General features: G+C 62.9%; 14 protein-coding genes. 3 read left to right on the forward strand and 11 right to left on the reverse strand.

Features of this window, described 5'->3' with window-relative positions; translation table 11 throughout:
* Positions 1–42 precede the first annotated feature (42 nt).
* The 11 genes from HNQ39_RS03310 to HNQ39_RS03360 form a co-directional block, all read right to left on the reverse strand.
* Positions 43–1,215 carry a di-heme oxidoredictase family protein gene (locus HNQ39_RS03310; RefSeq protein ID WP_184192529.1) on the reverse strand — a complete coding sequence of 391 codons (1,173 nt, stop codon included), beginning with the start codon at positions 1,213–1,215 and terminating at the stop codon, positions 43–45.
* 103 nt (positions 1,216–1,318) lie between these two features.
* A complete protein-coding gene (locus HNQ39_RS03315; RefSeq protein ID WP_184192530.1) occupies positions 1,319–2,125 on the reverse strand; it encodes an ADP-ribosylglycohydrolase family protein in 807 nt (268 codons plus the stop codon).
* Entirely contained in the window at positions 2,122–2,490 is a 369-nt protein-coding gene (locus HNQ39_RS03320; protein WP_184192531.1) for a DUF6915 family protein, read from the reverse strand. The genes HNQ39_RS03315 and HNQ39_RS03320 overlap by 4 nt, the downstream gene beginning before the upstream one ends.
* The gene (locus HNQ39_RS03325; RefSeq protein ID WP_184192532.1) at positions 2,487–3,149 is read right to left on the reverse strand and encodes a hypothetical protein; all 663 of its coding nucleotides are present in this window, start codon (positions 3,147–3,149) and stop codon (positions 2,487–2,489) included. Before HNQ39_RS03325 ends, HNQ39_RS03320 begins: the two co-directional genes overlap by 4 nt.
* Positions 3,146–3,394 (reverse strand): hypothetical protein, encoded by a 249-nt coding sequence (locus HNQ39_RS03330; protein ID WP_184192533.1) that lies wholly within the window; start codon positions 3,392–3,394, stop codon positions 3,146–3,148. The genes HNQ39_RS03325 and HNQ39_RS03330 overlap by 4 nt, the downstream gene beginning before the upstream one ends.
* Positions 3,391–4,056 carry a hypothetical protein gene (locus HNQ39_RS03335; RefSeq protein WP_184192534.1) on the reverse strand — a complete coding sequence of 222 codons (666 nt, stop codon included), beginning with the start codon at positions 4,054–4,056 and terminating at the stop codon, positions 3,391–3,393. The genes HNQ39_RS03330 and HNQ39_RS03335 overlap by 4 nt, the downstream gene beginning before the upstream one ends.
* Positions 4,053–4,295: a hypothetical protein gene (locus HNQ39_RS03340; RefSeq protein WP_184192535.1), complete on the reverse strand. Its 243-nt coding sequence runs from the start codon at positions 4,293–4,295 to the stop codon at positions 4,053–4,055. The genes HNQ39_RS03335 and HNQ39_RS03340 overlap by 4 nt, the downstream gene beginning before the upstream one ends.
* Positions 4,292–4,744, reverse strand: coding sequence for a hypothetical protein (locus HNQ39_RS03345; protein ID WP_184192536.1), 453 nt, complete (start codon positions 4,742–4,744; stop codon positions 4,292–4,294). The genes HNQ39_RS03340 and HNQ39_RS03345 overlap by 4 nt, the downstream gene beginning before the upstream one ends.
* Positions 4,741–4,986: a hypothetical protein gene (locus HNQ39_RS03350; protein ID WP_184192537.1), complete on the reverse strand. Its 246-nt coding sequence runs from the start codon at positions 4,984–4,986 to the stop codon at positions 4,741–4,743. The genes HNQ39_RS03345 and HNQ39_RS03350 overlap by 4 nt, the downstream gene beginning before the upstream one ends.
* Before the next feature lie 6 nt (positions 4,987–4,992).
* Positions 4,993–6,852, reverse strand: coding sequence for an alpha-amylase family glycosyl hydrolase (locus HNQ39_RS03355; RefSeq protein WP_184192538.1), 1,860 nt, complete (start codon positions 6,850–6,852; stop codon positions 4,993–4,995).
* 3 nt (positions 6,853–6,855) lie between these two features.
* The gene (locus HNQ39_RS03360; protein ID WP_184192539.1) at positions 6,856–7,788 is read right to left on the reverse strand and encodes a hypothetical protein; all 933 of its coding nucleotides are present in this window, start codon (positions 7,786–7,788) and stop codon (positions 6,856–6,858) included.
* An 83-nt stretch (positions 7,789–7,871) separates the two neighbouring features.
* Here HNQ39_RS03360 and HNQ39_RS03365 point away from each other — a divergent pair, with 83 nt between their 5' ends.
* The 3 genes from HNQ39_RS03365 to HNQ39_RS03375 all read left to right on the forward strand — a co-directional run bounded on the left by HNQ39_RS03365 (position 7,872) and on the right by HNQ39_RS03375 (position 13,167).
* Positions 7,872–8,954 (forward strand): TIM barrel protein, encoded by a 1,083-nt coding sequence (locus HNQ39_RS03365; RefSeq protein ID WP_184192540.1) that lies wholly within the window; start codon positions 7,872–7,874, stop codon positions 8,952–8,954.
* 118 nt (positions 8,955–9,072) lie between these two features.
* Positions 9,073–11,595 (forward strand): DUF1553 domain-containing protein, encoded by a 2,523-nt coding sequence (locus HNQ39_RS03370; RefSeq protein ID WP_184192541.1) that lies wholly within the window; start codon positions 9,073–9,075, stop codon positions 11,593–11,595.
* Between the two features lie 87 nt (positions 11,596–11,682).
* Entirely contained in the window at positions 11,683–13,167 is a 1,485-nt protein-coding gene (locus HNQ39_RS03375) for a DUF1501 domain-containing protein (RefSeq protein ID WP_184192542.1), read from the forward strand.
* Positions 13,168–13,178: the final 11 nt, after the last annotated feature.

Genomic DNA, 13,178 nt, shown 5'->3' on the forward strand with positions numbered 1-13,178 from the left:
AATCCCCCGTGCCGCAGCCTGCGGCACGGGGGATTTTTGTTTTTAGAGCGTCCCGAGGAACTCTAATAGATCCGCTCTGTCGGTGGCGCTGAGGTTGGCATAGCGCTGCGCTGCCGCACTCGCCTCGCCGCCGTGGGCACGGATCGCCGCATCGACTGTCGTGGCACGGCCGTCGTGGAGGAAGAACTTGCGCAGCCGCAGGCCCCAGAGCGGCGCGGTGCGGAAGTGGTCGCCATCGGCGCTGCCTTGGACGACACCATCACCCATCCCTAGGTCGTGGGTCAGCAGGTCGGAGAAGAGGTTCACGGGGCGGTTGGAGAGCGCCGCCACACTGCTCGTGCCCGTTCGGAGGGTGGGGATGTGGCAGGCCGCACAGCGAATCTTGGTGAAGACCTGGCTCCCCCGTGCGCTCGTGACCGTTGCCGGTGCGGGGTCGGGCGCGGCCAGGAGGCGCATGAAGGTGGCAAAGACCTGGACATCTCCGCCATCGTCCTCCGGCTCCGGCACCACATCGTAGAGCGCTTTACCTTGGGGCAGAAGGTCGAGGGAGAACGTCGGGGTGGTGATGCCCATCTCATTGAGGTAGGCATCGGCAGAGAAGTGCTCCAGTGTGGCCACCTGCGACTTCCAGCCGAAGCGTCCCACCTGCCGCAGACCCGTGAAGGGGCTGGTGGCGTAGTTGGCGACCCCCGTGATTCCATCGGGGTCGCCGCTCTTGATGTTCTTGAGGATCTCGCTATCCGGGATCGCCTCGATCAGCCCCGCCCCAAAGAGCGGTGTGGTGATGCGCCGGGAGACATGCTCGGCTCCTGGGGGGACAACCTCGGCGGGGATACTGTGCCCTGGCTCCAGCTCATCGATGGTGCGGCGCTGGAGCACCGGGCCACCGAGCTCGACCAGGTCCGAGTAGCGGGCTCCCGCGCCCGCCCCGATCCGAGTCACGCGCGAGAGCACCAGGTCCTCACCTGCTCCCCCCACGCCTCCTGCCGAGTGGCACTCGCCGCAGCTTCGGCCATTGAAGACCGGCCCCAGCCCTTCATCGACATCCTCTGGTGTTGCAAAGACGGTCTTTCCCTCGGTGAAGCTCTCTTGCTCCGCGCGAGTCAGGCCCGGAAGCTCGGCCCCGATAGGAGTAAAGCTGGGGCTGACGCCTCCGCAAGCCCCCACGCCCAGAAAAAGGGTCGCTGCGGTCGCTACGTGTAATCGCTGTTTCATTGGAGACTTCCCTCTCTTTCCACAGGCAGCTGCGCCTGCTTAGGACGTAGGGTATGGCTGGTGGATGAAGAAGTCATGAAGATTTTCATACGGTTTTAATATTTCACACTGTGAGCACAGAGTCCTGCCAGCCGAGAGCAAGCGCCTGTGCAGTCTGCTGGAGCAGGGGAAGCAAAGCCGTATGATGAGCAAGTAATGAGGAAGGGATCGCGTTGACTCCCCAGCGCGCCCCGGCGAGGCTTCCGACGAGGACAGGGCAGTAGTTCGCGGGGCCAGCAAACGCAAGTGAATGATGCAGAGCCTCTTCCGCAGAATCGGCGGCGCTGACAAAGGCCACGGCGGCGCGGAGCACCTCGGGCGCAAAGCCCCCGGGGGAGAGTGGGGCAACCGAAGTGCCCTCTAGTACCTGCCTTGTCTCGGGGAGGCGGCCTCGCGCGGCTTGTTCACAGGCAAGCTCCCAGTCCGCACCCTCTATCAGCGCGCGGCAGAGCCTCACCACCGCGGCGGCGACATCACCGGCGAGTGGGTGGCAGTGGGTCACGCGTGCCTCACGCCGTGCTAGGTCTGCCAGTGCCTCAGTGGGGATCGTGGTGCACATCGCCAGCGGGGCGCTTCGGTGGGCGGGGTTGCAGCCCGCAGTCAGGCCACCGGCTTCGGCATCCACCTGGCGAGCCGCCTCTTCCCACGTGCAGCCCCGCTCCACCCGCAGAAAGACCCGCGCCGCGGTCGGTCCCATGTCGAAGGCATCGGTGCGCCACCAGTCTAAGTAGCGCCCCATAAGGTCGTCTTGCGAAAATCCCCCACAGTGCACCAGGCTCTGCCCCAGCCGCAGCGCCATTCGCACAGGCCCGCCGATCTGGTCGCCCGCCGCCAGCCCCAGCAAGACCCCGGCGACCCGTGCCTCTCTCAATCGCGTCCTCGTGCAGGAATTAGCTCGACCTCGCTGACCTTGAGCTTGCGCGCGCCCGCCATCCACGGCTGCGATGGCATCTCCTTCAGCCAGTCCGAGAGCGAGGGGATGCAGCCGAGGTCCTCTAAAACGTGCTGCTCGGCGATATCGCGCACGAAGACCTCTTTGCCGTCGGCGTTGGTCAGGGTCTGCCCGAAGAGCTCCTCGATCAGGAAGATCCCAAACGCCGAGTGGAAGACGCAGCGGTGGGTCACCTCCGCATGCGCCGCCTTGGTCGAGTCCATCTTCTCGTGGATCGGTAGGTAGTCCTCCGGCGTGCCGCCAAACCGCCGCGCCGACGACCGCGCGTGCATCAGTGGTTTCATACTTTCTCTTTCTCCAGCTCCACTTCGACAATCTCCCACGGCTGTGGGGCCAGCAAGCGCCAGAGCGCGGCTTTTTGCTCGTCGGTCATGCGCGGCCCGGTTTCGTCCCACCAGAACTCCCAATTCTTCGTCCCCGAGAGCATGTCGGGTAAGGACAGTCCATGAGAAGTAAGATATTCGATGAGCTTTGATAGAGGGATGCCGTACCAGAGCCGCACATAGCCGTCCATGGAAATGTAGTAGCTCTCAGGGGCAAATAAGCTCTCCCCCCACGGTGGAAGCTCTAGCCAGGCGCAGAGACGACTTTTGTCCTGCTCCTTCAGATTCTTGGTTACCTCACACCACCACAGTGTCCAATCCCACTGATATACCTCAGGCGAAGGCAGTTGAATCTCCTGTAACTTCTCTAGGAACCAGGTCAGGTCGCGTTCCCATAAGATCTCCATAAAATCAATCCAGTCAGTACCCACGTTTACAGACCAAAGACCATCACGTAGGAAGGGATTGTGCTCAATGGGAATGTTGGTTTGGACAAAATGCTCGGCAGCGTCTTGTGAAGCAAAGAGTGCCTGAGGCAGAATCCGATCCACCCGCACATCGTATATCTCTCGAACACGAAACACACTACGAAGGCGCACCAAATAGAGTGTCTGGCTCATGGCTCCAGCTCCATGGCGATCACTTCGTAGAATGTCTCGACTGACTCCCCGCGCCCTTGCTCCCCAATGTAGGTATTGGTCTCGTGCCAGGTTTTCCACTCGCGGCGCGCCGTTGACTCTAGTTCTTCACAGAGCGTTTCGGCATCGCGGCGGCTGGCGAAGGCTTTCACGGGGGTGTCGTCGCGGAGGACAAAAGCCTCGTCGTTCCATTTCCAATCCAGCTTTTGGACGATATAGACAGTCATGCCTCTTCTAACTCCACTTCAACGATCTCCCAAGGTTGTGGGTCCAGTAAGCGCCAGAGCGCGGCTTTCTGCTCGTCGGTCATGCGCGGTGCGTTTTCCTCCCACCAGAGCTCCCATGCGCTCACTCCCACCTCAGGGGAAGGCATCTCGGGGAGGGCTTCGGCCTTGGTTAGCTCGTAGAGGGTCTGGTAGGGAAGATGGTAATCAAGATAGATCGTGTCGGGCCAAGAGCCGATCCAAGCGCCGTGAAAGGGGTTCACGCTCCAGTTGGGGAGTCCCAGACGTCTCTGGAGAGACGCAAGCTCTTGGGGCGTGTGCTCTTGTTGGAGCTGTTCCCACCAGCCTATCCAGGCGTCTTCTTTCCACCACTCAGGAACGGGCAAGCCTTCTGCTTCGATTGCTGAAGTCAGCTTTGGGATATTAAGCTGTAGCTCCGGGTAGCTGGAGACACGAAAGCCTAGCTCATCGCCCTCTAGACCGTAGTCCAGCCGAAAGGGGTTGACGGAGGGAATGCCGACAAGAGCAAACTGCTCCGCCGCCGTTTTTGTGGAGAAGACATGCGACTCGGGGTGGCGCTCGACATGGCGCGTCTCAACATACTGGTAGACATGCTCGATGTAGCGACGCTCCCGGCGCAGGCGCACCAGAAAAACAGAGCTCACGACTCTAGCTCCAGCGCGACGATCTCAAAGAAGGCATCGGGTTCGTCGCAATCACCGTTCTCCCCGATACAGTAACGGCCTTGCCCCTGCCAGCTCTCGCGTGCTTCTTTCTCTAGTAGGGGCTGGTAGACTTCGGCATCATGTTTCTTGGCAAACGCTTTTACAGGCTCGTCGTCGTACAGGCAGTAAAAAGCGTCATCGTACTTCCAATCCAGTTTCTGGACGATGTAGACGGTCATGTGTCCTCCAGCTCCACTTCGACAACCTCAAAGAGTTGGACATAGTCAAGGCGGTCCCAAAACGCATCGCGCTGCTCCGTTGTGGATGCTTGAAGGAAGCTCGCCCACCAGTTATCCTCGTAAAACCCATACTCCTCTGGGTGCTTTGCAGGGCAGGGGAGCCCCTGGCTCTGTAGCCAGGCGACGAGCTCTTCTTCGGGGAGGGAGCTCAGGACGGGCTCCGCATTGGGGGCTTCCTGGGGATCGAAGACCAAAAAAGGATTCGTGCCAGAGTATCCAGGGTCTATCCCCTCCTGCTCGATCCGACGGCGCTCCGTATGCTCGCACTGGTCCCGGTAAAATCCAGCATCTTCGGCGCTCTGAAATGCCTTGAGGGGCTCCTTCTGTGTGACCCCGTAGTAGTCATCGTTGAACTCCCAGTGGCGTCTCTGTACCAGATAGACTCTCATAGACTTTCCTCTAGCTCCACGGCGACCACGTCGTAGAGCTCCTGATCACGCACTTGTGTGTCATCGGGCAGGGGAGCATCCCGCTCACGCCAGAGTGCCCGCTCCCGTGCGTCTTCTTGTGCGACGAACTGCTGTGCTGCCTCGGGAGTCGTGAAAGCTCGAACCGGAGTCTGGTCTTGGAGTACGTAGAACACTTCGTCGTGGAGCTCCCAGCGCCACTGGCGCACGATATAGATCGTCATGGTTCTTTATCGCACGAGCACCTGGGCAGAGCGTGGCGCAAGCGTGAGGATGAGTGTCGGGTTAGCGGCGGTGACAATGGTGCCAGTCAGAGCGTCGGTGAGGCGTGTGCCGACGGGGAGCTTGAGCTCGGTGAGGTCAAGCGTGAGCGTGGCGGGCTTCTCCGAGTCGTTGTTGAGCGCGACGAGCACGAAGCCCCCCCTGCCCCTGTCCGACGGGGGGGAATCCACCCGTGCGTAGGCATAGTGCTGGCCTTGGGCATAGAGGACGTGGGTGCTCCCGTGGCGCAGGGCAGGGTGCGTGGCGCGCAGGTGGGTGAGTTTTTTGATGTGCTGGAAGAGGTCCTCCTCCGCTTGCGTGCGCCCCTCCGGCGTGAACTTATTGGCCTTGTCGCCGGGGAAGCCGCCGGGGAAGTGCCGCCGGTTATCGGGATCGTCGCCGCCCGAGAGCCCGACCTCATCGCCGTAGTACCAGAGCGGGATGCCACGCGACGTGAACAGAAAGGTCGCACCGAGCTTCAGGCCCGCCAGAGTCGCGCCCTTGCGGCCCAGAAAGCGCGTCGTGTCGTGGAGGCCCAGAAACGTCACCAGGGAGTCGGGGTTGGGATAGAGGCTATCGTGGGCCAGCGCGCCGGCGATATCGCTGGAGCCGGCGGTGAACCCAAGCCTCTGGAGCGGCTCGCCGTGGGCAAAGGCCGCGATCATGCCACTCTCCAGCGGGAAGTCGTAGAGCAGGTCAAAGCCCGCATCGATTCCGTCGAAGCCGCGCTTGCCCCGCTGGTAGAAGGCATTGACCGCGGCATCGGGGAGGTTCACCTCGCCCAGGGTCGTCAGCTCGGGGAACTCCGCACGCAGGGCGGCGTGCCAGTCCCGCCAGAAGTCCCGGGCTACATAGGGCACCGTGTCTTGGCGGATCGCATCGAAGCCATAGACCCCCACCCACCAGAGCGCGTTCTGGATCAGATAGCGGCGGCACTCGGGATCGCTCTGGTTGAGATCGGGGAGGATTCCCGCAAACCAGCCCTCCAGGGTCGCGCGCTTCGATGCCTGTGTCGCGTGGGGGCTGAGCAGGTTCACGACATTCCAGTCGCAGTCCAGGTGCTTCTCGGGTGTGCCGTGAAACCAGGTCGGGGTGGGGGGCGTTTTTACCCAGGGATGGAACGGCCCGCAGTGGTTGGCGACCTGGTCGAGCATCAGCTTCAGCCCGAGCCGGTGCGCCTCGCTCACCAAGGCATGGAGGTCGTCGGGGGTGCCGAAGTGCTCCTCAAGGCCGTAGAAATCCACCGCGCCGTAGCCGTGGTAGTCGATCGCGGGCTCACCGGCCCAGGCCAGAGTGGGGTGCTGGAAATCCGCGTTGTCGTAGAGTGGGGTCAGCCAGAGAGTCGTGACACCCAGGTCTTTGAGATAGGGGAGCTTCTTGCGAATCCCGGCCAGATCGCCACCGTGGTAGTGGCGTGGGCGCTTGGGATTGTAGATGCCCTTGGACTTCTCCGGGTCGTTGTTTTTCGGGTCACCGTCGCAGAACCGATCCGGCAGGATCAGGTAGAGCACATCGTCGTTGTTGACCCCTCCCAGGCGCGGCGCGGGCCTATCCAGCACGGTGAAGCGGGCGGTCGTGGTGCCCGCACGGGTCGTGACGGTCAGCGTGTGCGCTCCCAGCGGCGCGTCCTTGGCGAGGGTGGCCTCCACAAAGAGCGCGCTCCCATCGGCGCTCACACGGGGCTTCCCAAGGCGCAGTCCCGCGCCGCTGACGGTCACGCTCGCACCGGTAAGCCCCGCGCCACGGAGCAGTAAGCGCAGGGATTTTTGCGCGGTCTGTCGCCACCACGAGGGCGGCTCAATGGCATTTATCTGCGGAGTCGGGTCCATCGGTTAGCGCCCGATACGGAAGCTACGCGCGGTGTCGGGGAGGCCGGGAACCGTGCTCTGGAGATCGCGCAGAACAAAGTCCACCCGGTTGAGCTGGGGCCTATCGAGCGCGGTTGTCGTGTCGGTGGTTGTGCTGGGCGTATCGGTGGTTGTGCTGGGGGGCGGGCTCGCGGGGGCAGAGCGCACGAGCTCGATATAGGCCTGGTGGAGCTTGCGGCAGTTCACGGGAGGGATGATGCTATTGAGCTCACTCAGAAGGCTCTCCGAGGAGGCCGTGCCTCGCTGGGACTCAATTTTCTCCAGCCGATCCAAGTACTTCGCCGTGGGCCTCGCCTGCTCACGAATGGTCTCCACCCCACCTGTCGGGCCCAGGGAGACCCTGGCTGTGGGGAGAGAGCTGGTGGTACTCGGTTTTTTTTCCAAAGCATCCAAGAGCGCGCTCTGTTGGGATGCCGGCATGGTGTTTAGGTAGCTGGTTCGCACCTTCTGAGGGAGACTGTTGAGGAACTCTTGCTTCTCACTGGTGGGAAGGGCATTGAAGAGCTGCAGGTTTAGATTGGGGACCATGCCCACCGGTACGGGGCGCTTGCTCGCCGCTGCCGTTTCCTTAGCCCACTTGCGGGCTTGCGCGAGCTCCTCGGCAGTGACCATAGGGTTCTCGGCGTTGAAGTCGGTCGGTGCCAGCTCGGAAGGCTCAGGAATCTTCGACTGTCCCAGAGTCGCCTTGGCGGACCTTTTGGAGAAAACAGGCGGCTTATCAAACTTACGCACCACAAAGATGTTCAGCAGAGTAAAGGCCAGAATCACCCCCGCGGTCGCCCCTAAGAGCTGCGTGATCGGTTGGACTTTCTTACGGACAAGGCTGCTAGGCATCAGGTAACCAGGCTCGTGGTGACGATATCCCTGTTTCTGTTTGGTCACTCTTGGCTTTCCCATCCCTCTATTTTACCGCTTCTCCACTACTCTGGCGATAATTTCAAAAGTACGTTAAGATATTGCCAACAGGAGTACTTTGAACGATGGCATTTCGCAAAGACAGCCAGGGCAACTGGGCCCCGGCAACAACGACGTACACGCTGGGTGAGGCATTCGCGGCTGGTGTCTGGAACATGGGAACGGGTGGGGGACGCTTCGCGCCGGTCATGCGCCCCGCGCTCTCGCTGGAGGAGACCCTCGTTGGTCTCAAGGATGCAGGCTGCTCCCATGTCGAGTTCCACGATACCGAGGCGGAGCCGGAGGATGCGGTCGATATCAAGAAGGCCGTGGACAACGCGGGGATGAAGGTGGCGATGTGTACCGCCAACCTCTTCAAGCGGGGGCCGGAGTTTGCGATTGGCAACCTGGGCGCGCCCGTGGCCGCCACCCGCGCCGAGGCGATTCGCCGCACGAAGAACTACATCACGACAGGGATCGAGGTGTTTCAGAGCGAGATCTATGTCTACTGGAACAGCTCCAATGGCTTTGGTGGCCCGCTGATGGTCAACTACGCTGACTGCTACCGCCAGACCGCCGAGAGCCTGAGCGAGATTGTCCAGTGGATGCTCGATACCTACGGCCCCGAGAAGGCGCTGCCGATCGCCATCGAGCCCAAGCCCAACGAGCCCGCTAACTGGGCGGTTCCCGCCGATGCAGGGGAGACGCTGGCGATCATTGGGATGATGCCCGCCGAGCTCCAGCCCTTTGTCGGAACCAACCTGGAGGTCTGCCACTCGACCATGGCCGGCAAGCGCTACGCCGCCGAGCTCGGGCTGGTTGCGGCGGCCAAGAAGGCGTTCTATGTCCACCTGAACTCGGGCTCCGGCCTCAAGTTCGACGAAGACCTGGCCTTTGGGGACAACGACTTTGGCATGGCGGTGGAGACGGTCTACACGATGCAGGAGATCGGCTACAACGCGGTCGTGGGGATCGACTGCCAGCCGCTCAACACCGACACCGCAGACCAGCAGAACGCATCGGTGGCGCGCTCGGTGCGCAACTTCAACCGCGCGCTGGAGATCTGCAACACCCGTATCAACGCCGACGAGCTCAACGCCCTGCGTGCGATCGGCGACCGCGCGGGTCTGTCGGATCTGTTCGCCCGTGCGGTGAGCGGTCTCTCGTAATATTTTTCGTCTGAGAGACGCGCGGCTAAAGCAGCCCGCCGCAACGGCAAGACCCATAAATTGGCCTTGTCGTTGCGGCGGGTTGTTCTGTTTTTAGGAGAAGCGTGTACAATGCGGTATGCGCTGGTGGATGACTCTTGTGGCCCTGCTGGCCGCCTTGCCCTCGCAGGCACAAAACGCCGTTCTGCAACGCCGCTGTGTGAGCTGTCATAGTGGGACAAAGCCTGCGGGCGGGCTCGATCTCTCCCGCGTGGAGGCCGTTAAACAAAACGCGAGCCGAATCTTGCGCGCCGCGGAGTCCGGCCAGATGCCGCCGTCGGGGAAGCTGCCGGTGAGCGAGCTGGCGCTTCTCAAGAAGGCTCTGCCGACAACAACGACACTTTGGTCACTCAAGCCCCTCACCTCTCCCCCTGCCCCCTCACCTAAAGGCAAGGGGGTTTCGATAGATGCGCTGGTGCGTGCCGAGCTCGCCAAGAAAGGGCTGAAGCCCTCGCCGGAGGCCGATAAGCGGACGCTGATCCGGCGGGTGACCGTGGACTTGACCGGCTTGCCGCCCACGGCCGAGGAGATCGCGGCGTTTGTGAAGGACATGCGGCCCGATGCCTATGAAAAACTCGTGGATCGGCTGCTGGCATCCCCGGCCTATGGCGAGAAGTGGGCGCGGCACTGGCTCGATGTGGTGCGCTTCGGGGAGAGCAATGGCTACGAGCGCAACCTCCTCAGAGAGAACGCTTGGCCCTACCGGGACTGGGTGATCGGGGCGCTCAATGCCGACATGCCCTACGAGCGGTTTGTCAAGGCGCAGCTCGCCGGCGATCAGGTAGGGGAGGCGGCGGCGACCGGCTTTCTGGTGGCGGGGGTCCACGACGATGTCCCGAGCCCGGATGAGGTCCTCACCCGCCAACAGCGCGCCAGCGACCTCGACGACATGGTCGCCACGACCGCGGAGACTTTTTTAGGGCTGACGGTCGGCTGTGCCCGCTGCCACGACCACAAGTTCGATCCGATCCCCCAGACTGACTACTACCGGCTTAGCGCGGTCTTTGCGGGGGTCTACCACGGCGAGCGGGAGCTGGAGCCACAAGGTAAAGTAAGCGCCTTGGAGCGGCAGAGGCGGTTCCAGAGTGCGCTCTGGGAGGTGCGCGGGCTGGCAAAGGCGGAGCAGAAGCTCTCCGCGCTGGGCAATGAGGATGCCTTTCCTCCAACCTACGCCAAGTTCGTGCGCTTTACGATTCTCTCGACCCAGGACGGCAGCGAGCCATGCCTCGATGAGCTGGCGGTCTATGGTCCGGAGAGCTCGGAGAACCTCGCGCTCAACGGCAAGCCCACGGCATCGTCGCTCTTGCCCGGCTATAAAGACCACCAGCTCGCGCACCTCACCGATGGCTGGCTGGGCAATGCGTACTCCTGGATTAGCAACGAACCGGGGAAGGGCTGGGTGCAAGTCGAGCTACCCCACGAGACCACGATCAACCTGGTGACGTGGGGCCGGGATGCGTCGGGCCAGTTTGCAGATCGCCTCGCGGCCACCTATAAGATCGAGGTCTCCGAAGACGGCGAGCGCTGGCACACGGTCGCGACCCACGAGAGCCGTGGCGTGGAGCAGCCTGCCGCGAAAGAGCGCGAGGCACTGCTCAAAAAAGTCTATGAGCTGCGCGATGGCAAGCGTGCCTACCTTGGGAAGCTGGTCTCCCCCGAGCCGGTCTACCTCCTGCGCCGCGGCGACGTGATGCAGCGTGTCGAAGAAGTCTCTCCTGGTGCCCCCCTCGGCGACAGCGCCGTTTCCCCCTTTGCGAAGGGGGAGGAGCCGCGGCTGGCCCTTGCAAGCTGGCTGGTGCGCCGGGATAACCCCCTGACCTGGCGGGTGATTGTCAACCGTATCTGGCAGCAGCACTTTGGGGTGGGGCTGGTTACCACGCCCTCGGACTTTGGCAACAACGGTGCCAAGCCCAGCAACCAAGCGCTCCTTGATAGCCTCGCGGTCTGGTTTCGGGAGAGCGGCCAGTCGTTTAAGAAGCTCCATAAGCTGATCGTGACGTCGGCGACCTACAAGCAGTCCGCGGTGACCCCGCAGCCCAAGGCCCAGGCTCTCGATGGCAGCAACCGCCTGCTCTGGCGCGGCCCCCTGCGGCGCATGGAGAGCGAGGCGCTCTGGGACGCGGTGCTGGCGACCAGTGGCACGCTCGACCGCACGCTTGGCGGTCCGCCCTACCGGCTCTTTACCTACAAGCAGGAGAACATCGCCTTCTACGGCCCCGCCACAAGCTACGGCTCCGAGACCTGGCGACGCAGTGTCTACCGCATGGCGGTCCGTGCCGTGCGCGACAACCTGCTCGCCTGCTTCGACTGCCCCGAGAGCGCCCAGCGAGCCCCCAAACGCGAGGTCACGACCACTCCGCTCCAGGCACTCTCGCTACTCAACGGCCCCTTCATCCGTGAGCAGGCCACGCACCTGGCCCAGCGTGTCCAGAAAGAGGCGGGCCCACAGCCCGAACGACAGATCTCGCGTGCCTTCCAGCTTGCTTTTGGCCGCACCCCCCGCCCGGATGAGCTGGCACTTGCCCGTCCCCTGGTCGCCAAGGACGGCCTGCCCGCGCTCTGTCGAGCGCTCTTCAACGCCCATGAATTCTTGTACTACTAGCCAACCCCCTAACCCCCGCTCGGCGGGGGGACAAAATGGAATCGTTCCGCACATTCCCCCCGCCGGGCGGGGGTTAGGGGGGAGACCATGAGTGACCGCCGCGCTTTTCTGGGAAACCTTGCCACCGGGCTAGGCTCCATCGCCCTCGCCAGCCTCCTCGCCGACGAAGCACAAGCCTCTCCCTCTCTTCACCCCCTCTCGTCCGGCGGAACGCCGAAACAGAGCGAGAGGGGGTCGCGAGGCACGAGCGGGGGGAGTGCGGGGAGTGCGGGGAGTGCCGGGAGTGCCAAGGCCAAACGCGTCATCCAGATCTTCTGCCCCGGCGCGGCCAGCTCGCTGGACATGTGGGACTACAAGCCCGAGCTGACCAAGCGCGATGGCGAGCCGCTCCCCGGTGCCGATGCGCTCGTGACCTTTCAGGGGAGCCAGGGCAAGCTGGCCAAGAGCCCCTACGGCTGGAAGCAGTACGGCCAGAGCGGAAAGTGGCTCAGCGATGCCGTCCCGCAGATCGCGCAGCACGCCGACGAGCTCTGTTTCCTGCATGCCATGACCGCCAAGAGCAACACCCACGGCCCTGCGACCCTCCAGATGAACACGGGCTTTATCTTCGAGGGCTTCCCCAGCATGGGCGCGTGGGCGACCTTCGCACTGGGGAGCCTCACGTCGGACCTGCCCGCCTTTGTCGCGATCCCCGATGTGCGCGGCCTGCCGATCGCGGGGCCTGCCAACTGGAGCAATGGGTTTCTCCCCGCCGCGTTTCAGGGGGTGGCGTTCAATACGGAGAAGCAGATCCCCGATCTGGCACTCCCTGCGGGCGCATCGCCGGACAGCGAGCGGCGCGTGCGGGGCTTTCTGGACGCGCTCAACAAGGGCTATGGCAAGAAGGCACCGGGCTACACCGAGCTGGACGCGCGGCTGGCGAGCTACGCGCTGGCGGCACGCATGCAGCTCTCTGCCCCCGAGGCGACCGACTTATCGAAAGAAACCCAAGCCACCCACAAGCTCTACGGGACCGATAGTAGCAATCAATACCTTGCAGCCTATGCCAAGAACTGCATTCTCGCGCGGCGCTTGGTGGAGCGGGGCGTGCGCTTTGTCCAGCTCTTCTGCGGCGCGTCGTCGTCGGCGGTGGAGGGCTCGATCAACTGGGACGCGCACCAGCGGCTCAAGTCCGATCTTGATCGGCACTGCCCGATCCTGGACCAGCCCACGGCGGCGCTCCTGACCGACCTGAAGCAGCGGGGGCTCCTGGAGGACACGCTCGTGCTCTGGACCACGGAGTTTGGGCGCATGCCGACCTTCCAGGCCAAGACCCAGGGCCGCGACCACAACCCACAGGGCTTCACGGTCTGGATGGCAGGAGCGGGCGTAAAAGGCGGTTTCTCCCACGGTGCCACCGATGCGCTGGGCTGGAAGGCGGAGCAGGACGTGACGACAATCTATGACTTTCATGCCACGGTTCTTCACCTGCTCGGCCTGGATCACAAAAAATTAACCTACTACCACAACGGTGCCAATCGGCGCCTCACCGATGTGCACGGGGAGGTAATTCGCACAATTTTGCAGGCGTGATATAATCCTAT

It is taken from the genome of Armatimonas rosea (assembly GCF_014202505.1).
Classification (GTDB): Bacteria; Armatimonadota; Armatimonadia; order Armatimonadales; family Armatimonadaceae; genus Armatimonas; species Armatimonas rosea.